This is a genomic window from Asanoa sp. NPDC049573 (assembly GCF_040676615.1).
In the GTDB taxonomy this organism is placed as follows: domain Bacteria; phylum Actinomycetota; class Actinomycetes; order Mycobacteriales; family Micromonosporaceae; genus Asanoa.
The window spans coordinates 676,123-699,244 of sequence record NZ_JBFAPI010000001.1; the positions used below are offsets into that span (position 1 = coordinate 676,123).

Sequence of the window (23,122 nt, forward strand, 5' to 3'; positions counted from 1 at the left end):
GGTGCTCCGTTCCGGCGCGGCGTCGGGGGTGGACACCCCATCTTCACCTGTGGGTCCGCTGTGCGGAAGAGGGCCGTTGCGCGCACTAGCCGGTACGGATCAACGGAGGCAGCGCGTACGAACCGTCGAGGATCTCGGATCTTGGCTGGTAGAGGCGCATGAGCGGGCGGAACGCGCCGGGCGGGGCGGGCAGCCAGTTGGCCGTGTCGCCGTCGGCGGGCGGCGCATGACTCACCCGCAGGGTGACGGACCCGTCGGGTTCGGGACGCAGCCCGGGGGTGCGGTCGCCGATCGAATAGCGATCGATAGCGTTCGGTACGAGGTAATAGTCCGGCATGTCATACATGGTCAGCGACCAGAACGCGTCCACCGGCACGGGTGCCGGCATCCGGAGCTCGTAGGCGTGTGAACCGGACAGCGGCGCACCGTCGGCGTCGACGTAGGCCGGGGCGTACACCGCCTCGTAGCCGTGGTTGCCCCACAGCCCGACCCGCGCCGCCACCGCCCGCGCCAGGTAGCCGCTCACCCGGTCGGCCATCTTCCACCGTGGACTGTCCAGGGTCCCGGGGCCGAGGAAGTCGACGTTGTAGTCGAACGCGTGCGGCGCGAGCTGCCAGCCGGCGACGGTGTGCGCGGCCCGGGACGCCTCCTCGATCCGCGCCAGCCCCTGGGCCGCGCCCTCGACCAGCGCCTCGGCCAGGTCGGCGGGTGGATCGGCATAAGGCGGATCGGCGTCCAGCAGCCCGATCGGCCGGAACCGCTCCTGATAGGCCCGGTCCGGCACCGCGGGCGGGAACGCCGCCATCCAGACCCGCAGGTGCTCGAAGAACATCAGGTCCCCCGGTACGCCGGTCGCCGCGATCCCCGGCAGCGGGGGACGGGCCGCCGGGGTGGCCGCGTGCAGCCGCAGGCCCTTCTGCAGCCGCTCGACCCGGGGCAGGTCGTCGGGCCCGGTGCAGGCCAGCCGCCCGACGATGGCGAGCACCCCGGTCGAGGCCGGGATGACGGTCGCGTCGTCGGGCACCTCGCCGGTGTAACCACGGGGCGCGATCAGGAACGTGCCGGCGCCGGTGCCGGTCGCGCGCCGGCCCACGTACGCGATGTTGTTGGTCCAGGCGTCGACCACTTGGAGCACGTAGTAGGCGCCGCCGGTGTCCGGCACGCTCAGCCGGACCGCGCCGCCGCCGACGTCGACCTGCGCGACCGAGTAGACGGTGTCGTTGTTCACGCTGACGAACGCGTCGTCGGGGCCGGCCAGCCGGTGGGCGTGGCCGAACGCGTTGAACGGGGTGGCCGGCACCGGGCCCATCCCCTCGCGGGTGAACCGGCCGATCTCGGTCAGGCACGCGACCAGCGGGTACCCGTACACGTAGGCATCGGCGGCCAGCCGGGTGCGGTCCATATCTCCGAGGCTAGTGCCGGCAGCGGCCCGGTTTGTCGTGTTCAGGCGGCCTCGCGCCGCGCGGTCACCACGCTCGCCGTGGCGCCACCGCCGACCAGGCGCAACCGGGGCGGCCCGCTCGCGGCCGGCTCCTGGTCGAACGACACGCTCCAGCGGCGGGTGGTGCCCCGGGCCGGCGGCTCGCCCGGGTCGAGCGCCGGGCGGGACAGGGCCAGCGTGACCAGCCAGCCGGCGATCAGGAAGGCGTGGCTGGCCAGCCGGCCGGCCGCCACCCGGCCGTCGACGATGTCGCCGGCGGAGAGCAGCGTGAGCACCCCGACGAAGGCGGTCAGCGTGGGCAGCAGGCCGGTTGGTCGGGTGCGGCGCAGCGCGACGAACGCGAAGCCCGCGCCGAGGGCCAGGTTCCAGGCCGCCGACTCGTGCCAGAGGTGCCCGGCGCCGAGCACCGCGTCGTGCGCGTGGTCGTCGCGGCCGAGCCCGGCGACCTGGGCGGCGCCGAGCAGGAACTGGGCCAGGCCGATCGCGGCCAGCGCCACCCGCAGCCCGATCGCCAACCGCGGCCTGCGTGGTCGGGCCGGCGCGAGGTCGACCGGCGTGGCGGGCGGCACCGCCGCCGTGCGGGCCAGCCTGGTCACCTCGGCCGCCGCGTCCAGCCAGGCCGCGCAGTGCCGGCACCCGGCCAGGTGCCGATCGGTCAGTTCGCGCTCGCCCGGCGCGTCTTCGCCGTCGAGCCGCGCCGACAGCATTTCCCGGATCCGCTCACACTCCACAACCAGATAGTCGCGCGAGAGCCGCGTCGAGTTCCCACCGACGGCCGGGTGAGCGGGTTAAACCGGACAAGCTAGCCTTGCCGGCATGCGTCTCCCCGGATCCCCCCGGCCGCGCGGCGGTGAACCCGCCGGCGACGACCTCGACGAGGTCACCGGCTGGGCGCTCGCGGCGAAGGCCGGCGACCGGGCGGCGGCGCACCTGTTCGTCGAGGCGACCCAGCACCAACTCCGCCGTTTCGTCGCGCACCTGGTCGGCCCGGGTGAGGCCGACGACCTGACCCAGGAGATCTACCTGCGGGCGATGCGGGCCCTGCCGGCGTTCGACGCCCGCTCGACCGCGCGCACGTGGCTGCTGGCCATCGCCCGGCGGGCCTGCGCCGACCACATCCGCTACGTCTCCCGCCGGCCCCGGCTGGCCGCGCTCGACGACTGGCAGCCGGTCGCCGAGGCGGAGTTGGCCCGCGACCACGGCGGCGCCGGCTTCGAGACGGGCTTCGCCCTGACCGAGTTGGTCCGCGCCCTCGACCCTGAGCGCCGCGAGGCCTTCGTGGCCACCCAGATCGCCGGCCTGAGCTACGCCGAGGCGGCCGAGGTCTGCGGCTGCCCGGTCGGCACGATCCGCTCCCGGGTCGCCCGGGCCCGCGACGACCTGGTGGCCGCCCTGGCCGACCGCGACGGTCGCCGCCTGCGCCCCACGTCCTGACTCAGAGGTAACGGCCGGCCGGGGTGCGCTCGATGACCTGCCAGGCGAGCCAGAAGCACACCGGGATGCCGATGCCGCCGACCGCGATCGCCTTGGCCTCGGCCGGCAGGTCGAACGGCCGCAACAAGATCGAGAGGGACAGCAGGACCGGCGCCTGGAGCACGAACGCGGCGAACGAGCCACGGGCGCAGCGCTTCCAGAGGCGGCTTACGCCCTGGAGCCGGTCCTGCGCCAGGCCGAGCACCCAGACCGAGCCGGCGACGACCAGGATCGCCTCGACGGTCGCGAGCAGCAGCGCCTGCCAGTGCCAGCCGCCTTGGTAGGGGCTGGCGTCGTCGGCGAGGTCGCTGATGCCGACCGTGAACGCGTACACCGGAAGCGCCAGAACGGTCATCACCACGACGGCGCCGCAGCCGCGGCGCAGCCGCTCGGGCACCCGCTTGGCCCAGCCGAACCGGGCCGCGGCCACACCCAGGCCGAACATGGCCACGCACTGCGGCCACTGCCAGACGTGCAGGTCGAGGATCTGCTTGCTCTGCGCCGGGAACCAGAGCCGCACGATGAACGACGCGACCGCGACGAGCGCGACCAGCGTGGCGAGTTGCCGGGGGCCGATCTCCGCGGGCCCTTCGTCCTCGGCCTGCCCGTCGGCGCGGGCGCGGTCCTTGGCCCAGACCAGGGCGGCGTAGGCGAGCGAGACGTAGAGCAGGATCTCGGCGAACCACAGCGGGCCGGAGTCGAGGAACGGGTGCCGGTGGGTGAACTCCCACCAGAACGAGACCCGGTAACCGGCCGCCAGATAGGCGAACCACATGAAAAGCGGCCAGACCAGCAGAACAAAAAGGAGAAAAGGCACGCCTAGTCGTACGACCCGGTCGCTCGCGAACCTGCCCGGCCCTTTCCGGGCCATCGTGGCGGGCGCGAACAGCCCGGCGATGAAGAAGAAGGTCCCGATCACGAAAAGGGCCGTCGGTCCGACGACGACGGCCATGGCGAGTTCTGATTTCGGATGGAACGTCGACTCTTTGACCTCGTCGTAGGGCCACCCCCCGACCGCCGAGTAGCCGAGCAGCGCGTGGCCGCCGATGATCCAGGCGACCATCACGGCCCTCAGGTTGTCGACATGCGGAAGCCGTTCGACCCGCGTAGCCGAAGCCATCGTGGCCATCCGGACCCCCTCTCCAGAACAATGCCGCACATTCAAGATTGCCACCCAGGAACCGTCATGGGGGACACCCGAAGGGTCAGCGTGCCGTTCGTCACGCTATGGCGACAACCGCTCACACGGTTTGTCCCGATACGCTCGGTGGCCATGAGCGCGACGATCCGTCCGATGACGTCTGTCGATTGGCCCGCCGCCCGGCGCATCTATCAGGATGGGCTGGATACCGGCCTGGCCAGCTTCGAGACGGAAGCACCGGAATGGCCCGCGTTCGACGGTTCGCGTCTGCCTTCGCACCGCTTTGTCGCTCTGCTCAACGGCGCGATCGTCGGTTGGGTGGCGGTCTCCCGGGTCTCGACCCGCGCCGCCTACGCGGGCGTGGTCGAACACAGCGTCTATGTCGACCCCGCCGCGCGGGGGAACGGCGTGGGGTCGAGCCTGCTCGGCGCCCTGATCGCGTCGACCGAGGAAGCGGGCATCTGGACGATCCAGTCGGGGGTCTTCCCGGCCAACATCGCCAGCCTGCGCCTGCACGCCGCCGCCGGTTTCCGCGTCGTCGGCACCCGCGAACGCGTCGCCCGCCGCGACGGCGAATGGCGCGACGTGGTCCTCGTGGAACGCCGCAGCAAGGTGGTCAACTAACCGGCTCCGGTCCGGGTGGCCTGGCCCGTTGCGCCGCCGGCCGCGCCCCGCATCGCCGGTCTGGCGTCTCTTGTGGCCGCAGCCGGCCGGAAACCGGTGTTCGCGTAGCTCGCCCACTCGTCGACGGCCACGAGCGCGTCGCGGACGGCCCTTGCAGGCCCCGTTCGACGGCCACGAGGGCGTCGCGGACGGGGCTTGCAGGCCGCGTTCGACGGCCACGAGGGCGTCGCGGACGGGGCTTGCAGGCCGCGTTCGACAGCCACCAACGTGTCGGGCCGGCCTTGCAGGCCCGTTCGACAGCCACCAAACGTGTCGGGCCGGCCTTGCAGGCCCGTTCGACAGCCACCAAACGTGTCGGGCCGGCCTCGTAGGCGTGTTCGACAGTCACCAGCGTGTCGCGGGCCGGCCTCGTAGGCGTGCGCGCGGTGCGACGGCGCCGTCAGCTCGAGTCGGCAAACCGCGCGCCCCGATCCTGCCCGCGCGGTGCTGGACGCGTAGGCGTCCGATGGCCCAACGCGATGACCAGGCCATTGTCCGTTTAGGTAGATATGTGAGTCTCATGTCTTATGGTGGGGTCTTGGGGCATACCACAGTGACGCCCGAGGTCGATGGGAGAGCTGTGGCGTGTCCGGGTGATTCCCTCACGAAAGGGTCCTGCTGTGCCTGTTTCCGTCGCCCACCATGGGCGCCGCGCCATTCCGTCCGTACTCGCGGCCTGTGCGGCAGTCGCCATCACGGCCGCCCTGCTTGTGCTGAATCCGACCGACGCCCGGGCGGCCGACCCTCCAGTGGGCCTCGGCACGGCGGCGAACTTCTCAGTGCTCGCGGGCTCGACCGTCACCAACACGGGGCCGACGGCGCTGCAGCAGAGCCTCGGCGTGCACCCGGGCAGCACCGTGACTGGCGCGCCTGCTGTCGGAGGCGAAATCCACCTCGGCGACATGGTCGCGCTCGACGCGAAGAACGACCTGACGACCGCCTACAACGATGCCGCCGGACGCACCCCGTCCGCCAGCCTCGCGTCCGAACTGGGCGGTTTGACCCTCACCCCCGGCGTCTACCGGATCGGCGCCGCGCAACTGACCGGCACGTTGACGCTGAACACGCTGAACGACCCGCAGGCGGTCTTCATCTTCCAGATCGACTCCACGCTCGTCACGGCCGTCGCGAGCAGCGTCGTCTTCCTCAACAACGCCTCGACCTGCAACGTCTACTGGAAGGTCGGTAGCTCGGCGACGATCGGCGTCGGCACCATGTTCATCGGCACCATCATGGCCGCCGAGTCGATCACGATGCAGACCGGTGCGACGCTGCAAGGCCGGGCCCTGGCGCAAACGGCGGCCGTCACGCTCGACACGAACACCATCACCGAGCCGGTGTGCGCCCAGCCCACGCAGACTCCGACGGCCACGCCGACCGCGACGCCGACGGCGACTCCGACGGCGACTCCGACGGCGACTCCGACCGCGACGCCGACCGCGACGCCGACGGCGACGCCGACCGCGACGCCGACCGCGACGCCGACTGCGACGCCGACCGCGACGCCGACCGCGACTCCGACCGCGACTCCGACCGCGACTCCCACCTCCACTCGCCCGGGGTACCCGCACGGTCCGGGCTTCCCGAACGGCCCGGGCCGTCCGCACGGTCCGGACTTCCCGAACGGCCCGGACTATCCGAACGGTCCTGACTATCCGAACGGTCCGGACTATCCGAACGGTCCGGATTATCCCAACGGTCCCGACTTCCCGAACGGTCCCGACTTCCCGAACGGTCCCGACTTCCCGAACGGTCCCGACTTCCCGAACGGTCCGGACTCCCCGAACGGCCCTAACGGCCCGGACTCCCCGAACGGCCCTAACGGCCCGCACTCCCCGAACGGCCCTAACGGCCCGGGCTTCCCGAACGGCCCGAACGGCCCCAACGATGTCCGTCCCACGGTCGGCCCCGGCGTGGGACAGGGCAGTCTGCCCACCACCGGTAGCCCGGCCGTGCCCATCATGATCGCGGTGGGAGGACTCATGCTCGCGCTTGGCATCGTCCTCGCCTGGCTCTACCGGCGCCGCAAGGCCGAGGCGCGAATGCACCGCGCGGCCTGAGTCGCCACTCCTGAAGTCCGTTGAGCCGCGACGCCGAAACCGGCGTCGCGGCTCGACGTTCATGGCGTCGGCACAGCCTGTCCGGCACGTCGCGCCCAACCCGCGGCGCGAACGCTGTTGAAGGCGGGCGGACCGGCGGTAAGCGTGCCCGGACCGCCACGGCGGCGCTGCGTACGCCCAATTGCGTATGGAACCGCTCCGGGCGCCGTCCGTACCGTCTCGATCATGGTTATTCGTGCGGTGGTCTTCGATATCGGCGGCGTGCTGGAACTGACCGGCCCGATGGAGTTCGACAGCCGCTGGGAGGCTGACCTGGGCCTGGCGGCCGGCACGTTCGAGACGGCGCTGACCGACGTCTGGCAGGGCGGCGCCGTCGGCGCGGTGACCGAGGCGCAGGTGCACGCCGCGATGCGCGACCGGATCGGCCTGACCGACGCGCAGGTCGAGGCCGTCATGGCCGACATGTGGCGCGAATACCTGGGCACCCCGAACACCGAACTCATCGCGTACGCCGGGACGCTGCGACCCGCCGTCCGCACCGGCATCCTGAGCAACAGCTTCGTCGGGGCGCGCGAGCGCGAACAGCGGGCCTACGGCCTGACCGACCTGGTCGACGACTGCCTCTATTCGCACGAGGTCGGCCTGAGCAAGCCCGACCCGGCTCTGTGGGACCTCACCTGCCGGCGGATGGGCGTCGAGCCCGGCCAACTGCTGTTCGTCGACGACGTGCCCCGCCTGGTCGACAGCGCCCGGGCGTTCGGCATGAACGCGATCCTCTTCGAGACCACCGCACAGACGATCGCCGACATCGAGGTGTGGCTGAGGTCATGAAACCGGGCGGGATGCGGCGATGAGTCGGCCGGTCGTCGTGCGTCATACCGCCGTGGATGATTATCTGGTGAAAGAAGCGGGAGCGGGCGACCAGGGCGCGTTCGCACAGCTGACCGAGCCGCACCGCCGTGAGCTCAACGTGCACTGCTACCGGATGCTCGGCTCGATCGAAGACGCCGAAGACGCGGTCCAGGAGACCTTTCTGCGGGCCTGGGCCCGCCTCGACAGCTTCGCGGGCCGCGCGTCCTTCCGGGCCTGGCTCTACGGCATCGCGACCAACGCCTGCCTCGACATGCTGCGGCGCCGCCGGCATCCGGCGCGGCTCTGGCCGACCGACGTGGCGGGCCCGGCGGAGGTGGGCAGTGTGTCGGCGCCGACGACCGAGGTGGCCTGGTTACAGCCCTACCCCGACCGGCTGCTCGCGGTCCCGGCACCCGCGGAGGCCGAGCCGGAGGTCGCGGTGGCGGCCAAGGAGACCATCGAGCTGGCGTTCCTCGCCGCCATCCAGCGACTCCCGGCCCGGCAGCGGGCCGTGTTGATCCTGCGCGACGTCCTCGACTGGTCGGCGAAAGACACCGCGACCACGCTGGAGATGACCACGGCCGCGGTCAACAGCGCCCTGCAGCGCGCCCACGCCGGGCTCGCGGCACACGTGCCACCCGACCGCGACGAGTGGCTGGCACAGCACCGCGTGACGGCCGCCGCCACCGATAAGGCCCTGCTGCACCGGCTGGTCGAGGCCTGGGAGCGCACCGACACGACGGCGCTGGTCACCCTGTTGCGCGACGACGCCCGGCTGGTCATGCCGCCGCGCCTGACCTGGTTCGCCGGCAGCGCGGCCATCGAGCGCTTCTTCCGCACGCACGTCTTCGACGCGCGGGCCCGCGGCTGGCGACTGGTGCCCACGTCCGCCAACCGTCAGCCCGCGTTCGCGCTCTACCAGCGCGCCGAGGATGTCGCGGAGTTCCTGCCCTTCGGGATCGGCGTGCTGACGATCGACCGCGGCGCGATCAGCGAGCTGGCCCTGTTCGCCGACCCCTCGCTGTTCGACCGCTTCGGCATGCCGAAGACGTTGTGATGGACGACGGCGGGCCGCTCTCGTTTCTCGGCCGCCGGTCACCGCCGGGCGGTCGGGTCCGCACCGTCGTCCTGCCGCCCGCCGGCACCCTCGATTACCGGCCCGCGGAGTGGGCCGCCGCGCTCGTGGTGGTCGAGCGCGGGACCCTCGAGGTCGAGTGCGGCAACGGGGTGAGCGCGCGCTTCGGGACCGGCGCCGTGCTCAGCTTCGCGCACGTCGATCCGCGGCGCCTGCGCAACCCCGGCGCCGTCCCGCTCGTCCTGAGCGTGGTGAGACCCGCGTCTCACCCCGATGAGTCGTCGAACCCGTCGCCGTCACACCGGTAATCCATCCAGAAAGGCGCGGTTATCGTGACGAGCATCGCGGGCAAGGCCGTACTCATCACCGGTGCGAACCGGGGCATCGGACAGGCGCTGGTCGAGGCGGCGCTGGCCAGAGAAGCGAGCCGGGTGTACGCGGGAACGCGCGCACCCTTCACGCACAGCGACACCCGGGTCGTCCCGGTCACGCTCGATGTCACCAGCGACGAACAGATCCGGGCGGCGGTGGACGCCGTCGGCTCGCTCGACCTTCTGATCAACAACGCGGGCATCGCCGGCTACGACGACCTCAGCGACGCGGAGGTCATCGCCCGCCACCTCGCGGTCAACCTCTACGGCACGCACGCCGTGACCCGGGCCTTCACCCCACTGCTGGCCCGCAGCGGGGGAGCCGTCGTCAACAACCTGTCCATCACGGCGTTCGCGCCGCTGCCGCTGATCCCGTCGTACTCCATCTCGAAGGCCGCCGCCCTGGCCCTGACGCAGGCGTCACGGACGCTCCTGGAGCCGCGGGGCGTGCGGGTCCACGCGGTTCTCACCGGCTTCGTCGACACCGACATGACCCGCGGCGCCCAGAGCCCCAAGGCGACGCCGGCCTCGGTCGCCGAGGCCATCTTCGACGGCGTCGAGCAAGGCCGGGACGACATCTTCCCCGACGCGATGTCCCGCCCGATGGCCGACGGTTGGCGCGCCCTCGCGTCGTCGGTCCTCGAAGGCCGGTTCGCCGCACTGGCCGCGGAACTGCGGGCGGCGGCGTGATGGCGGCCCGCAGGCCCGCGTCCCTCGGGTTGGTGCTCGCCCTCACGGTGGTCGGCGCGCTGGTCGTCGCGCTCGACCAACTCGTGGTGGCCACGGCCCTGCCGACGCTGCAGCGTGACCTCAACGCGTCGCTGACCAGTCTGGAGTGGACGGTCAACGCGTTCAGCCTGAGCCTGGCCGCCCTGATGATCCCGGCCGCGGAGCTGGGTGACCGGCTCGGGCGCAGACGGACCTACCTGATCGGCCTGGTGGTGTTCGCGCTCGCCTCCGCCGGGTGCGCCCTCGCACCGGACATCGGCGTGCTGATCGCGGCCCGGGTGCTGCAGGGCGCCGGCGGGGCGATCATCATGCCCGCGGCGCTGGCGCTGCTCACCGCGGCGGCGCCGGCGGCGAGGCGGGGCGCCGTCATGGGGATCTACGCCGCGTTCATGGGGCTCGCCGTCGTCGGTGGACCGCTGGTGGGCGGTGCCGTCACCGAGGGCCTGGCCTGGCAGTGGATCTTCTGGATCAACGTACCCGTGATCGCGGTGGTGTTGCCGTTCATCGCCACGCGGCTCACCGAGATGAAGGGCAGCCCGCGCCGCCCGGACCCGCTCGGGCTGCTGCTCGTGGCCGCGTCGATGTTCGGCATCGTGTGGGCCCTGGTCCGGTCCGGCCCGGCCGGTTGGGACAGCGCTGAAGTGCTGACCACCCTGATCGGCGGCCTCGTCCTGCTGGCCGCGTTCGTCGCCTGGGAGCTGCGCACGCCCCACCCGATGCTCCCGATGCGACTGTTCACCGTGCGCGAGTTCGCGGCCGGCAACGCCTCCGCGCTGATGTTGACGGCGTCGCTGATGAGCACCGTGTTCTTCCTGGCGCAGTACCTGCAGGTGGCCCAGGGCTACTCGCCGCTCGAGACCGGGGTCCGCTTCCTGCCGTTCACCCTGCCGCTGTTCTTCGTCGCACCGGTCGCGGGCCGGCTGCAGGACCGGATCGGCCCCCGCTCGCTCATCTCGGTCGGGCTGACCCTGCAGGGCGTCGGGCTGCTCTGGCTCGCGATCAACGCCCACGACCACCGCGGCTACCCCGCGTCGGTCGCCGCGCTGTTCGTCGCCGGCTTCGGCACCACGATGGCCATGCCGGCACAGCAGAGTTCGATCATGACCTCGGTGCCGCCGGCGTCGATGGGCAAGGCCGCCGGGACGTTCAGCGCCACCCGCCAACTCGGCGGCGCGCTGGGCATCGCGATCCTGGCCGCGGTGTTCGCGGCGCACGGCGACGACCGGTCGCCGCAGGGGTTCGCGGACGGCTTCTCCGCGGCGATGGTCACCGCGGCCGGGCTGGCCGTCGTGGGTGCCGCGGTCGGCCTTCTCGCCCCGGGCCGCCGGCGCGCACCCGCACCAGCGGCGCATCGCGCGGCGACGGCGGAGAAGGTCGGTGTCGGCTGAGGCGCTCTCACCCGCGCTGCCGGGCGGCCAGATCGCGGAAGCGGTCGACCGCCCGGCCACGCACGGCCGGGCCGTGCCCGAACACCGCCACCTCGAAGTCGAGTTCCGCCAGCCGGGCAACGCTCGCCCGCCCGGCCGGCGGTCATCGCGCGTGGAGTGGCGCGGACCCGGCCCGCGGCGGCGGCGGCAGCTTCGCCGGCGAACAGCACACCGCCGCCGGTCGAGCAGATAGGAGAAATGACCCTGGGTGTGGCCCGGGGTGTGGAAGGCGCGCATGCCCGCGACGGCGATGGGCCCGTCGGCGAGGAGCACCTCATCGACCGGCGCCGACCTCACACATGCGGCCATCGTCCCACCGTCCTCCCGCCTCGGCGGGAGGGGTCAGTCCCACCAGTTGAAGACCAGCTCGCCGAGGGTGGCGGGCGCCCAGAACGCGACCTGGTCGCGTTCGCTCCGGTCGAGGGTGGACAGATCCAGGCGGCCCACCGGTGTCGCCAGCGTGGCCGTGTCCAGCACCCGGAAGGGCGCAGTCCGCTCCAGCGCGCTGACCAGCGCCGGGTCGTCGCGGAACGTCAGTGGGCGACCGGCGTCGCCGGGTGGGCGGGTCAGCGCCAGCCAGGGCAGCAGCGGGTGACAGACCACCCCGGTGAGTTCCTGCCCGACGGCGATCACCATCAGATCGAAGTTCGGCGTGATGCCGGGCGGCTCGAAGCGCTCGACCCGCCCGCCGACCTGCCTGGCCGCCTCGTGGACCGCGGCGCGGAACGCGGCCGCGTCGACCCTGGCGGGAGGCCCGTCGCCGGCATCCCAGAACCCGGTCGCGCCGCGCGGTAACGTCACCGGACCGACCCTACGTCGGGAACGTGTCAGGCGGGCATGTCCATGGGACTCCGTCCCTTACTCCGGTGGCTCGAACGCCTCCAACTCGGCCACGCCGAGCCCGATCCGGGCCAGCATGTCGAGCGGTGACGTGCCCTCCTGGTCGGCGGCGACCTCGGTGAGCCGCCCGGCGATCGCGCCCAGGCCGACGATGATCTCCGCGGCGTCGGTGGCCGCGGGCAGTTCGCCGCCCGAGTTGATGACGTCGATCGCGAAGTCCGCCATCCGGCGGACCACCTCGGAGCGCCCGTCGGCCACGGCGGCGATCACCTCCGCCGGCCCGGCGTTCTCGCGCTCGGCGACGATCTTCGCGAGCAGGCTGACCAGATCGAGCATCCCGCCCGCCACGGCGACCGCCTCGTCCGGCGTCATCCGCAGCAGGATGGACAGCGCGTCCCGGTCTTCGCGCAGGCCGGCGGCGACCGAGGCGACGGCCTGGCCCATGGCCTCGACAGGTGTCATCAATACCGACGATACGCGTCAGTAGTAGATCGACTGGCCGACACCGCCGCCGGCGGCGATCACGTCGCCGTTGACGGCCACGGACCGGGGAGAGGCGAGGAAGGTGACGAGCGCGGCGATGTCGTCGGCGTGGATGACCCGGCGCAGCGCGTTGTCGGCGAGCATCCGGCGGGTCGCCTCCTCCTCGCTGATGCCGTGGCGTTCCGCGGACGCCCTGACCAGGGCCGGGATCCGTTCCGTATAGGTCGTCGACGGGTGCACAGCCGTCACGTTGATGCCGGCCGGGCCCAACTCCTCGGCCAGGTTGCGGGTCATGGCGACCACCGCGACGTTGCGCATGCTGGCGATCGTGTCGCCGGTGCGCCGGGCAGCCAGACCGGAGATCGAGACGATCCGGCCCCAGCCGGCCCGGCGCATGTGCGGCGCGACCGCGCGGGCGCACCGCAGGTAGCCCATCACCTTCGTGTTCATCTCCTCGTGGAACCGCTCGTCGGTGATGTCGTCGAGCGGCAGCGCGCCACCGGCGCCGGCCGGCCGGGCCGCGCAGTTGATCAGAATGTCGATGCCGCCGAGCAACTCCATCGCGCCGGTCACCATCGAGTCGACCGCGGCGCGGTCGGTCGTATCGGCGACCAGCGGCACGACCCGCACGCCGACCGCGTCGTGCAGTTCCCGTGCGGCACCGCCGACCGTGTCGTGGTGGCGGGCGACCAGGCCGATGTCGCAGCCTTCCTTGGCCAGCGCCCAGGCGATCGCGTTGCCGATGCCGCGGCTGCCGCCGGTGACCACCGCCCTCTTACCGGCAAGCTGGAGGTCCATGCCGGACATTCTGGCCCGGCCTCGACGCGCGGCCCACGACCGCGAGAATGTCGGGCATGTCGTTCCCGGTCGCCCTGCAGGACAGCGTCCACCGGTTCGCCCGCTCGCTCGAGGTGCCGCGGCGGTTGGCCAGCCTGCACCCGCGTACACCGGGAAATGCCGGCAACTTCTCCGCGTTGCCACCGGCGGTCGTGCTCGGCGTCATCTCCGCGTTCGAGGGGTTCGTCGAAGACTTTCTGGCCACCGCTCTGCACCAGCGGGGATACGGGTTGGGCCAGATCGCCAAGCGGGTGTCCACCAACAACCCCACGCTGGCCGACTTCCGCCGCAAGGCCGCGGCCGAGTTCCCCGGCATCGAGCGCGCGACGGCCACCGCGCCGGGCGTCCAGGTCTGGACCGCCCCGGGCGGGACGGCCCGCCCCCAGATCGAGACCATCGACCTGGCCGAGGCCGAACGCCGCGCCGACGGCTGGATGCAGGTGCGGCACTGCCTGACCCACGGCCTGGTCTCCGGGTGGCGGGCCGAGGTCTGGCCCGGTCCCTTGCGTGGCTCGACCGCCGCGAGCAGCGTGCTGCGCCCGCGCCCCGGCGGCCGCCACGCGATCGGCCTGATCGGCGCGATCTCCTGCGCCCGCATCCACCTGCACGGCGCCCGGGTGGTCGCCGACGCGGTCGCGACCGAACTCGGCGCGACGCTGGCGTGGGAGCCCCTGCCGGACTTCCCGCTGGAGAAAGCGGTCAGCCCGGATCGGGGCGAGCGGCGGCCAGCGCCAGCCGGGGCTCGGCGGCCGGGTCCGGTGCGGGCGCGGGGCCGCGGCGGAACGTCCACCACCGATACAGCACGTAGTTGAAGACCAGGTTGCTGCCGCCGGAGGCGATCCGGCTCGGCACCAGGCCCAGCCCGAGCATGCCGAACACGGTCACGCCGACGACGGTCAGGACGAAGTCCCCGAGCACCTGCGGCGCGAAGCGGGCCAACTGGCCACGCACCCCGCTGTCGTCGGCGTGGAACGCGAACGTGCGGTTGAGCGCGAAGTTGAGCGCGTAGGTGACCCAGAACGCGATGCTCACCGTCGCCGCGTTCGGCAGTGCGGTGACGGCGTGCAGGATGGCCAGCAGGGTCAGGTCGAAGCCGAAGCCCAGGGCCGCGACGGCCAGGAACCGGGTCAGTGAGTGGCGGTAGGCGAGCCGCGCGATCTCCGAGGCCCGACCCACGCCGCACACCCTAACGGCGCGAGCTGTGGATCACCGGCGTGGGTCGACGTGAACTTTTGGTGCCGCGCCCCAGGCGGTGGGGCGACGGCCGGCCAGCACGGAAGCCGCCTCGGCCAGGCCGACCGTGGCGGCGACCAGCGGGCGGGGGTCGACGGCGCCGGTCGCGTACAACTCGATCGTTCCGGACAGGCCGCCCGACGCGGAGAGGACGCCGACCGCGGTCACGTCCTTGAGCACGAGGTCGCGCGAGTCGACCAGCGACGGCTCCTCGGCGATGCCGATGTAGACGACCCGTCCACCCGGCTCGACCCGTCGGACCGCGAAGCCCGGCAGGGCCGTGGCGTTGGTCGCGTCGACGACGGCGTCGAACGCCAGCGAAGCGGGCAGCCCGGCCGACGTCCAGGTGTGTGCGAAGCCCAGGCCGCGGGCGAACGCCAGCGACGGCTCGTCGCGGCCCAGCAGGTGCACCTCGGCACCCCGGGCCGCCGCGATCTGCGCGACCAGCAGGCCGATCGTGCCGGGGCCGAGGACCAGCAGCCTGGTCGTCGCGGTCACCGCCGCCGCCTCGACCACCCGCAGCGCGTTGCCGCCGGGCTCGACCAGGGCGCCGAGCGTGGCGTCGACCGAGTCGGGCAGCGGGTGCAGGGCCCGCACCGGGACCGGCAGTTGCTCGGCCAGCGCGCCCGGCCAGCCACCCCGGATGCCGATCTCGAAGCGGTCGGCGCACAGGTGTTGCCGGCCGCCCAGGCAGCGCAGGCACTCGCCGCAGCCGAGCATGGTGTCGCCGGTGACCCGCCGGCCGAGCCAGGAATCGTCGACCGAGGCGCCCACGGCGGAGACCACCCCACACCATTCATGACCGATCCTGATCGGGTACGCGGCGTCGCCGCTGCGCAGGTAGGCCATGTGCCCGGAGTAGAACTCGGCGTCGGTGCCGCACACCCCGGCCCGCTCGACATCGACGATGACCTCGCCGATGCGGGGCACCGGCGGCGCCACCTCGCGCACTTCCGCCCGGCCCGGCCCGACGACGACGAAAGCGCGCACGGCCACCCCCTGCCACCCGATCAGGCGAATCTTGATAATGGGCAGTATGCCTGCCCCTCTCCGCTCTGACGCGTGGTATGCCGGCCAGGACCGGAACTCCTACATCCACCGGGCCTGGATGCGCCGCGGCGCACCCGACTCGGCGTTCGACGGCAAGCCGCAGATCGCGATCGCCAACACCGCTTCCGACCTCACGCCCTGCAACATGCACCTCACCGAGGTGGCCCGTAGCGTCGCCGACGGCATCTGGGCCGCGGGCGGCGTACCCCTGAACCTGCCCGTGGTTTCCCTGGGTGAGACGCAGGTCCGGCCGACCGCGATGCTCTGGCGCAACATGGCCGCGATGGCCATCGAGGAGATGGTCCGGGCCAACCCGATCGACGGCGTGGTGCTGCTCGGCGGCTGCGACAAGACCATCCCGTCGCTGCTGATGGGCGCCGCGTCGGTCGACCTGCCGGCGCTGGTGGTGTCCGGCGGCCCGATGCTGACCGGCACGTTCCGGGGCGTGCCGCTGGGCTGCGGCACCGACGTCTGGCGGCTCTCCGAGGAGGTCCGCGCCGGCACGCTGTCGAACCGCGACTTCCAGGCGTCGCAGTCGGCCATGATCCGGAGCAAGGGGCACTGCAACACGATGGGTACGGCCTCGACGATGGGCCTGCTCGCCGAGGTGCTGGGCACCACGCTCCCGGGCACCGCCGGCCTGCCGGCACCCGACAGCCGCCTGCTGGCACAGGCACACGAGTCCGGCCGGCTCGCGGTCGAGATGGTGCACGAGGGCCGGCGACCGAGTCAGATCATCACCAAGGCGTCCTTCCACAACGCGATCGTGGCGCTCGGCGCGCTGGGCGGCTCGACCAACGCGGTCGTGCACCTGCTCGCGATCGCCGGTCGGCTCGGCGTGCCGCTGACGCTCGACGAGATCGACCGGGCCGGGAACGGCATCCCGCTGCTGGTCGACCTGCAGCCGGCCGGGCGGCACCTGATGGAGGACTTCCACCGCGCCGGCGGCCTGGCGGCCGTGCTGCGCGAGATCTCCGACCTGCTCGACCTCGAGGCGCTGACCGTGACCGGCCGGCCGCTCGGCGAGTATCTCGCGGACGCCACCATCCACGATCCCGAGGTGATCCGGCCCCGCACGCAGCCGATGATGGCCGACGCCGGCATCGCGGTGCTGCGCGGCGACCTGGCACCGGACGGCGCGATCATCAAGCCGGCGGCGGCGACCCCGGAACTGCTCCAGCACCGGGGCCGCGCCGTCGTCTTCGACTCGGTGGAGGACCTGCACCACCGGATCGACGACCCCGGTCTCGACGTCGACGCCGACTCGGTGTTGGTGCTGCGCGGCTGCGGCCCGAAGGGCTATCCGGGCATGCCGGAGGTGGCCAACCTGCCGCTGCCGCGCAAGCTGCTCCAGCAGGGCGTCCGCGACATGGTGCGGGTCTGCGACGGTCGGATGAGCGGCACGGCGTACGGAACTGTCGTGCTGCACGTGGCACCCGAGGGCGCGGCCGGCGGCCCGCTGGCGAAGGTGCGCGACGGCGACCCGATCGTGCTCGACGTCGAGGCCCGGCGGATCGACGTCGACGTCCCGGCGGCCGAGTTCGCGGCCCGCGAGCCCGCGCCCGCGATGGTCGCCGCGCTGGCCCGCCCGACCCGCGGCTGGGAAAAGCTCTACGTCGATACGGTTCGTGGCGCGGAAACTGGTGCGGATCTGGACTTTCTCGTCGGGGGCAGCGGCGACCGCGTACCCCGTGACTCGCACTGACTACGGTTGGCGACTGGCCTGTCGCTTTGTGCACCAGTTGCGACGGGATCTCCCTTGGGTATGCTCGTGCGCGGTTTGACGGAGGGAAACGACGAGTATGACCGCCGCGCGACGACGCTGGCTCGCAACTGCCCTGGCCCTGGTCGCCGCCGCAACGGTCGCCGTGCTGCCGCCCGGGGTGAGCCACGCCGCGCCCAACCCGTCGCCGTCGCCGGCCGCACCGAAGGAAAAGGGCGTGCCGTTGCTCGGCGACGTGCTCGAGGCGACCGGCAAGCAGTACGTGAAGGCGAAGAACGTGCTGGAGAAGTCGCGCAAGCGCCAGCTCCAGCTGGACCTCCAGCTCCAGCAGGCCGAGGCCAAGGTCGAGCAGCTGCGCCCGCAGGTGGCCGAGTTCGCCACCGAGACCTACCGGACCGGCCGGCTCACCCCGATGGTCGCGATGCTCAACGCGTCGGCCGAGGGCGGCTTCCTGGAGAAGGCGACCGTCCTCGAGCGGCTCAACCAATACAACGCGGGCAAAATGGACGCGCTCGTCGACGCCGAGAAGCAGGTCGCCGCCGCGAAGGCGGAGATCGACGCCGAGGTGGCACAGCAGAAGGCCGCCGCCGACTCGATGGCCAAGCAGAAGCGGGCCGCCGAGAAGGAGCTCGACAAGGTCGGTGGCCTGCTGCTGACCGGCGGTGACGTGGTCGCGACGTCGCCGAAGGCCCGCCCGGCCCCCCGCGCGCCCGACGGCAGCTGGCCCGACGAGTCGTGCAGCGTACAGGACCCCACCACCAGCGGCTGCATCACGCCCCGCACGATGCACGCCTACCAGGAGGTCAAGCGGGCCGGCTTCAACCGGTTCGTCGGCTGCCACCGCAACGGCGGGCCCTACGAGCATCCGAAGGGCCGCGCCTGCGACTGGTCGCTGCTGAGGAGCGGCTTCGCTTCGGCATCCAACCGTGACATGAAGAAGTACGGCAACGACCTGGCCGCCTTCCTCGTCCGCAACGCCGACGCGCTCGGGATCCTCTACGTCATCTGGTACAAGCGCATCTGGTTCCCGGCCACCGGCTGGAAGTCCTACAGCGGCGACAGCGACCATACGGACCACGTACACATGTCACTGCTTTAGCACCGGTTCCCGTTCCTGGGCCGCCGGCTGCTGGCCCACGCGCGGGAGGTGCCGCAGGGTCCGCAGGCAGAGCAGCGCGGTGATGGCGATGGCGACCGCGCTGATGGCCGCGACGACGTGCAACCCGTCCGTGTACGCGGCCCGGGCCCCGTCGAGCAGCGCCGCCGGCGCGGTGGCCAGCGAGTCGCCGGCGCCGGCCGGCGCGGCGGCGCGGTAGACGGCCGCGGCCACGCTGCCCAGCACGGCGACACCCAACGCGAACCCGAACTCGTTGGCCGTCTGGGCCAGCGAGGCGGCCGACCCAGCGCGGGACGGCGGCACGGCGCCGACCACGATCCCGGTGCCCTGCGTGACCAGCGGTCCGGCACCGACGTTGAACAGCGCGAACCCGGTGATCACGGCGGCCGGGTCGCCGGCGACGGCGAGCAGGAGCAGGCCGGCGACCGAGATGGCCAGGCCGCCGGCGATCAGCGGTGCCGGGCGGATCCGGCGGGCCGCCAGCGGTGCGATCTGGGTGGACAGGATCCCGGCGGCGACGGCCGGCAGCATCGCCAGGCCCGCCCGCAGCGGCGGGTAGCCGGCCACCAGCAGCAGGTACTGCGTGATCAGCACCATCGTCGCGCCGGGCAGCATCGTGTTGACGAACATGCTGCCGAGCGCGGTGCGGAACGTGGGCCGGCCGAACAGCCGGAAGTCGACCAGCGGGTCGTCCAGGGCGCGCTGGCGGCGGACGAAGACCACCGCGACCAACAGGCCGAACACGAGAGCGGCCAGCGGGACCGGCCGGTCGGCACCGTGCCGGGCGAGTTCCTTGATGCCGTAGACGGCGGGCAGGATCGCGGCCAGCGACAGGGCGACGCTGACCAGGTCGAGCGGCGCCTTCGGGCCGTCGGCGACGCGCTCGTCCCGTGGCAGCAGGGCCGGGCCCAGGGCCAGGAGCAGCACCATCGCGGGTACGGCGATCAGGAAGACCGAACCCCACCAGAAGTGGGCGAGCAGCACGCCGCCGACGACCGGGCCGATCGCGCTGCCGCCCATCAGCGAGGTCAGCCACACGCCGACCGCGGTGGCCCGCTGCTTCGGCTCGCGGAACATGCTGAAGATCAGGGCGAGCGTGGTCGGGCCCAGCGCGGCGCCGGCGATGCCGAGCAGCGCCCGGGCCGCGATCAGCAGGATCGGGTCGGTCGCGTAGGCGGCGGCCACCGAGGCCACCCCGAACACCGCGGCACCGCCGAACAGCAGCCGCCGCCGGCCGAGGCGGTCGCCGACGGCGCCCATGGTGATCAGGAAACCGCTCAGCAGGAACCCGTAGATATCGATGATCCAGAGCTGTTCGGTGCTGCTCGCGGCGAGGTCGCCGCTGAGCCGCGGCACGGCCAGGAGCAGCACGAACAGGTCGATCGAGACGAGCAGCGAGGGCAGGGCGAGGACGGCGAGTCCCACCCACTCCTTCCGCCCGGCACGTGTATTACTCATTGCGCAGGTTCCCTCCGGTCGTGTTCTGTTCACCCCGGAGGTCGGAGCCGGGGCTCCGGTTTTCGACAGTGATCCGCAAAATTTTCCGGAGGCACCGTGACCACCTACGTCAGCGACGACGAGATGCGCGCCGGCATGACCACGACGAAGACCTACACGACGGTGATCCTGCGTGCGGGCCCGAAGTACGGCACGCCCGAGGCCGGCCCGATCATCTGGGAGCACGGCCGGCGCAACTTCGGCCTGCGCGCAGACGGCGACCTGCGCATCGTCTGCCCGGTCGCCGACGACACGGAGGTGTGCGGCATCGGCATCTTCGACCGCGACCTCGACGCCACGGTCGCGCTGATGGAGGAGGACCCCGGCGTCATCGCGGGCGTCTTCACCTACACCGCCCACCCGGTCCGCAGCTTCCCGGGCGACAGCCTGCCCTAGCCTTCGCCGACCACCCGGTCGAGGCGTTCGACCGGCGCCGGCGGCTTGGTCCGCACCAACTCGGCCGCCATCGCTTCGTTGTCGCCGAATGCCTCGACCACCTTGTCGAGGTATTCCCGGCGGATCCGGGCCGACCCGCGGCGGATGGCGGCACGCGCTTTCGTTTCGCGGTCGCCCTTACCGACGTAGGTCCAGACGACCGCCGGTCGTTCGCGTGCGGCCGGCGTGACCTGGTCGGTCACCGGCACCCGGTCGTAGTTGCCCTCGCGGGCGTCCAGCGCCGCCAGGTGGTGCGCCTCGACGAAGATCAGGTAGCCGGTGGTCTCCTCCGCGGCGGGTTCCAGGTTGAGGAACAGGACCTGCACCGGCGGGCGTTCTTTCGTACCCGGCGTGTGGTAGCGCACCGCGCGCGAGGTCGTGTTGTCGGTGCACACGTTCCAGGTCCGCCGCCAGCCGGCGAGGCTGGCCAGGACGTAGTCGACCCCTTCGACCGCCACGTCCTTCCCCAGCAGGCCGGCGATCTCGGCGGGCGAGGCCATGGACCCGTAGACGAACACGCCGTGGTTCATGCCGGCGAACTGTGTTCGGCGGCCACCAGGTGCCAGTGGCCGGGCCGGCGGGACCAGGCGCGGGTGGCCGGGTCGCGCTCCCGGGTCGGCGTCAGGTCCAGCGCGACGTCCACGTCGGCCTCCTCGTCGGGCGCGAGTGCCACCCGGCGGAAACCGACGAGCCTGGGCACCGCCTCGGCGACAGCGTATATCTGGACCACCGTCGAACCCGCGCGCGCGCCGGTGTTACGGACGCGAACCGTCGCGACGTCGTCCAGATGGGACAGAAGCGTCAGCGCGAAGGTGGTGTAGCCCAGACCGAAGCCGAAGGGGTACGCGGCGCGGTGCCCGTCGCGGTCCAGCTTGCGCTGGCCCCACCAGGCGTCGTACTCGATGCGGCGGGCGTCCGGGTCGAAGGACGGCAGGTGGTCGGCGTGCGTGGGGATGGCCACCGGCAGGCGGCCGCCGGGCTCGGCCGCACCCGTCAGGATGTCGCCGATCGCCCGCCCGCCGGCCATCCCCGGATACCAGGCCAGCAGGATGGCCGGCACCCGGTGCTGCCAGGCGGTCATGATGATCGCGCTGCCGCCGATGACGACGACCACGGTCCGCGGGTTGGCCGCGGCCACGGCGGTGATCAGTTCTTCGTCCTCGCGGTGCAGGGTCAACGAGCGGCGGTCGCCGCCGGGGCTGAGCCGGGCCGCGCCCCACCGGGCCACCAGCGCCGCCAGCCGCCGCACCGGGCGCAGGGTGAACGGGAAGCCGAGGAACGCGAACGCGTCCGGGTTGTCGTTGGTGATCCGCTCGCCCTCGTCGGCCGGTCCCATGCCGACCACGACCACGGCCACGTCGGCGGACGCCGCCGAGACGGGATCGGTGGCGTGCGTGACGGAGGCGTGGGGCAGGGCCTCCCGCAGGCCGTCGAGCGGCGGCGACGTCGACGGCGGGTCGACCCGCGAGGAGCCGCGGTCGCCGAGGTTGGCCGCGGTGGCGAGCCGGCCGAACACCGCGACCCGCCGAACCCCGGGCGCCAACGGCAACAACGGGACGCCGGCCGCTGGCGCTGCCGATCGCGGCGGGGCGTCGGCGGCCGGGCCCGGCGTTGTGTCGGCGGCCAGGTCCGGGGCGACCGGCGTGGCGTGGCCCACCGGCTCGTTGCGGAGCAGCACCGCGCCGCGGACGGCGGCCTCGTAGGCGAGCGCCGCGTGTGCGGCCGGGTCCGGTGCCGGCTCGGCGGGGTCGCGGTGGGCGTAGTGGCGCAGCGTGGTCGCGAGGATCCGGCGTGCCGAGCGGAGGACCAGATCGTCCGGCAGGCGCGCCGCGCGGGCGCGGTGCATGCGCAGCGGCATCTCGATGTCCAGGCCCGCCGCCAGGCCGGCCAGCGCGTCGTGCGTCCCCCACACCCAGTCGCTGGTGACGAAGCCGGTGAAGCCCCACTCGTCGCGCAGGATGTCGGTCAGCAGGACCCGGTTCTGGTCGGCGAACTCGCCGTTGACCGAGTTGTAGGCGCTCATCACCGACTCCGCGCCCGCGTCGAGCACGGCCTTGAAGTGCGGCAGGTAGACCTCGTGCAGGGCGTGCTCGTCGACGACGACGTCGACGGTGAACCGGGCGTTCTCCATCGAGTTGAGCGCGAAATGCTTCACGCACGCCATCACGTTGCGGCGCAGGCCGCGGGTCAGCCCGGCACCCATCCGGCCGGTCAGCACCGGGTCCTCGCCGTAGCATTCCTGGGCCCGTCCCCACGCCGGGTGCCGCAACAGGTTGACGCAGACCGCCGCGGAGTAGTTGGCGCCCAGCGCGCGCGCCTCGCGGCCCATCGCCAGCCCGACCCGCTCCTCGAGTTCCGGATCCCAGGTCGCGGCCCGCGCCATGGTGACCGGGAACGCCGTCGACCGGCTGATCACGACACCGCGCGGTCCGTCGGTGAACCGGATGCCGGGGATGCCCAGCCGGTGCACCCAACCGGCGACGACCGGGCCCGCCTTGACCAGCGCCGGCAGCCGGATGGCGGCTCGCACGGGCAGGTCGCCGTCGAGCAGCCAGCGCGACTCCGCCGGGCTCAGCTCCGCGACCAGCGACTCGGCGGCGGCCTCGGCGCCCGCGGACCCGACCGCGCGGACAGCGTCGTCGAACATCGTCACCCGCTCATGATCCCCCAACCGC

General features: G+C 72.6%; 23 protein-coding genes. 12 read left to right on the plus strand and 11 right to left on the minus strand.

What is annotated here, in order from left to right; all coding sequences use genetic code 11:
* Window positions 1–85: 85 nt before the first annotated feature.
* Both AB0J74_RS03110 and AB0J74_RS03115 read right to left on the minus strand, forming a co-directional pair.
* Window positions 86–1,402 (minus strand): DUF1254 domain-containing protein, encoded by a 1,317-nt coding sequence (locus AB0J74_RS03110; RefSeq protein ID WP_363443696.1) that lies wholly within the window; start codon window positions 1,400–1,402, stop codon window positions 86–88.
* A gap of 41 nt (window positions 1,403–1,443) precedes the next feature.
* A complete protein-coding gene (locus AB0J74_RS03115; protein WP_363443699.1) occupies window positions 1,444–2,172 on the minus strand; it encodes a zf-HC2 domain-containing protein in 729 nt (242 codons plus the stop codon).
* Between the two features lie 85 nt (window positions 2,173–2,257).
* On the opposite strand from AB0J74_RS03115, the gene AB0J74_RS03120 reads away from it, so the two are divergent.
* Window positions 2,258–2,875, plus strand: a complete 618-nt coding sequence (locus AB0J74_RS03120) for a sigma-70 family RNA polymerase sigma factor (RefSeq protein WP_363443701.1) — start codon at window positions 2,258–2,260, stop codon at window positions 2,873–2,875.
* A 1-nt stretch (window position 2,876) separates the two neighbouring features.
* Here AB0J74_RS03120 and AB0J74_RS03125 read toward each other — a convergent pair whose 3' ends face one another.
* Window positions 2,877–4,043 (minus strand): acyltransferase, encoded by a 1,167-nt coding sequence (locus AB0J74_RS03125; RefSeq protein ID WP_363443703.1) that lies wholly within the window; start codon window positions 4,041–4,043, stop codon window positions 2,877–2,879.
* 144 nt (window positions 4,044–4,187) lie between these two features.
* On the opposite strand from AB0J74_RS03125, the gene AB0J74_RS03130 reads away from it, so the two are divergent.
* The 7 genes from AB0J74_RS03130 (at window position 4,188) to AB0J74_RS03160 (ending at window position 11,193) form a co-directional block, all read left to right on the plus strand.
* Entirely contained in the window at window positions 4,188–4,679 is a 492-nt protein-coding gene (locus AB0J74_RS03130; RefSeq protein WP_363443706.1) for an N-acetyltransferase family protein, read from the plus strand.
* 659 nt (window positions 4,680–5,338) lie between these two features.
* Window positions 5,339–6,778, plus strand: coding sequence for an ice-binding family protein (locus AB0J74_RS03135; protein ID WP_363443709.1), 1,440 nt, complete (start codon window positions 5,339–5,341; stop codon window positions 6,776–6,778).
* A gap of 225 nt (window positions 6,779–7,003) precedes the next feature.
* A complete protein-coding gene (locus AB0J74_RS03140) occupies window positions 7,004–7,609 on the plus strand; it encodes an HAD family phosphatase (RefSeq protein WP_363443712.1) in 606 nt (201 codons plus the stop codon).
* Window positions 7,610–7,676: 67 nt separating this feature from the next.
* Window positions 7,677–8,687, plus strand: a complete 1,011-nt coding sequence (locus tag AB0J74_RS03145; protein WP_363443715.1) for an RNA polymerase subunit sigma-70 — start codon at window positions 7,677–7,679, stop codon at window positions 8,685–8,687.
* Window positions 8,687–9,013: a hypothetical protein gene (locus AB0J74_RS03150; protein WP_363443718.1), complete on the plus strand. Its 327-nt coding sequence runs from the start codon at window positions 8,687–8,689 to the stop codon at window positions 9,011–9,013. Before AB0J74_RS03145 ends, AB0J74_RS03150 begins: the two co-directional genes overlap by 1 nt.
* 24 nt (window positions 9,014–9,037) lie before the next feature.
* Window positions 9,038–9,766 carry an SDR family NAD(P)-dependent oxidoreductase gene (locus AB0J74_RS03155; RefSeq protein ID WP_363443721.1) on the plus strand — a complete coding sequence of 243 codons (729 nt, stop codon included), beginning with the start codon at window positions 9,038–9,040 and terminating at the stop codon, window positions 9,764–9,766.
* Window positions 9,766–11,193, plus strand: a complete 1,428-nt coding sequence (locus AB0J74_RS03160; protein WP_363443724.1) for an MFS transporter — start codon at window positions 9,766–9,768, stop codon at window positions 11,191–11,193. Before AB0J74_RS03155 ends, AB0J74_RS03160 begins: the two co-directional genes overlap by 1 nt.
* Window positions 11,194–11,574: 381 nt before the next feature.
* Here the strand turns inward: AB0J74_RS03160 and AB0J74_RS03165 are convergent, their stop codons facing one another.
* Genes AB0J74_RS03165 through AB0J74_RS03175 form a run of 3 tightly spaced genes read right to left on the minus strand, consistent with a single transcriptional unit; the run spans window position 11,575 to window position 13,353 of the window.
* A complete protein-coding gene (locus AB0J74_RS03165; RefSeq protein ID WP_363443727.1) occupies window positions 11,575–12,033 on the minus strand; it encodes a hypothetical protein in 459 nt (152 codons plus the stop codon).
* 57 nt (window positions 12,034–12,090) lie between these two features.
* Window positions 12,091–12,534 carry a hypothetical protein gene (locus tag AB0J74_RS03170; RefSeq protein ID WP_363443730.1) on the minus strand — a complete coding sequence of 148 codons (444 nt, stop codon included), beginning with the start codon at window positions 12,532–12,534 and terminating at the stop codon, window positions 12,091–12,093.
* Between the two features lie 18 nt (window positions 12,535–12,552).
* Complete coding sequence (locus AB0J74_RS03175) at window positions 12,553–13,353, minus strand: SDR family oxidoreductase (RefSeq protein ID WP_363443733.1); 801 nt, start codon at window positions 13,351–13,353, stop codon at window positions 12,553–12,555.
* A gap of 56 nt (window positions 13,354–13,409) precedes the next feature.
* On the opposite strand from AB0J74_RS03175, the gene AB0J74_RS03180 reads away from it, so the two are divergent.
* Entirely contained in the window at window positions 13,410–14,204 is a 795-nt protein-coding gene (locus tag AB0J74_RS03180) for a hypothetical protein (protein ID WP_363443736.1), read from the plus strand.
* On the opposite strand, the gene AB0J74_RS03185 is transcribed toward AB0J74_RS03180, so the two are convergent.
* Both AB0J74_RS03185 and AB0J74_RS03190 read right to left on the minus strand, forming a co-directional pair.
* Entirely contained in the window at window positions 14,092–14,568 is a 477-nt protein-coding gene (locus AB0J74_RS03185; protein ID WP_363443739.1) for a GtrA family protein, read from the minus strand. The genes AB0J74_RS03180 and AB0J74_RS03185 overlap by 113 nt on opposite strands.
* A gap of 30 nt (window positions 14,569–14,598) precedes the next feature.
* The gene (locus AB0J74_RS03190) at window positions 14,599–15,615 is read right to left on the minus strand and encodes an alcohol dehydrogenase catalytic domain-containing protein (protein WP_363443742.1); all 1,017 of its coding nucleotides are present in this window, start codon (window positions 15,613–15,615) and stop codon (window positions 14,599–14,601) included.
* A 46-nt stretch (window positions 15,616–15,661) separates the two neighbouring features.
* On the opposite strand from AB0J74_RS03190, the gene AB0J74_RS03195 reads away from it, so the two are divergent.
* A complete protein-coding gene (locus AB0J74_RS03195) occupies window positions 15,662–17,380 on the plus strand; it encodes an IlvD/Edd family dehydratase (RefSeq protein ID WP_363443745.1) in 1,719 nt (572 codons plus the stop codon).
* Window positions 17,381–17,477: 97 nt separating this feature from the next.
* Window positions 17,478–18,497, plus strand: coding sequence for a hypothetical protein (locus tag AB0J74_RS03200; protein ID WP_363443748.1), 1,020 nt, complete (start codon window positions 17,478–17,480; stop codon window positions 18,495–18,497).
* On the opposite strand, the gene AB0J74_RS03205 is transcribed toward AB0J74_RS03200, so the two are convergent.
* Window positions 18,486–19,973, minus strand: a complete 1,488-nt coding sequence (locus AB0J74_RS03205) for an MFS transporter (RefSeq protein WP_363443751.1) — start codon at window positions 19,971–19,973, stop codon at window positions 18,486–18,488. The two genes, AB0J74_RS03200 and AB0J74_RS03205, sit on opposite strands and share 12 nt — an antisense overlap.
* A gap of 96 nt (window positions 19,974–20,069) precedes the next feature.
* On the opposite strand from AB0J74_RS03205, the gene AB0J74_RS03210 reads away from it, so the two are divergent.
* On the plus strand, window positions 20,070–20,408 hold the full coding sequence (locus AB0J74_RS03210) for a hypothetical protein (protein ID WP_363443753.1): 339 nt from the start codon (window positions 20,070–20,072) through the stop codon (window positions 20,406–20,408).
* Here the strand turns inward: AB0J74_RS03210 and AB0J74_RS03215 are convergent.
* Both AB0J74_RS03215 and AB0J74_RS03220 read right to left on the minus strand, forming a co-directional pair.
* Window positions 20,405–20,977, minus strand: coding sequence for a gamma-glutamylcyclotransferase family protein (locus tag AB0J74_RS03215; protein WP_363443756.1), 573 nt, complete (start codon window positions 20,975–20,977; stop codon window positions 20,405–20,407). The genes AB0J74_RS03210 and AB0J74_RS03215 overlap by 4 nt on opposite strands.
* Complete coding sequence (locus AB0J74_RS03220; protein ID WP_363444090.1) at window positions 20,974–23,094, minus strand: glycoside hydrolase family 3 C-terminal domain-containing protein; 2,121 nt, start codon at window positions 23,092–23,094, stop codon at window positions 20,974–20,976. The genes AB0J74_RS03215 and AB0J74_RS03220 overlap by 4 nt, the downstream gene beginning before the upstream one ends.
* Window positions 23,095–23,122: the final 28 nt, after the last annotated feature.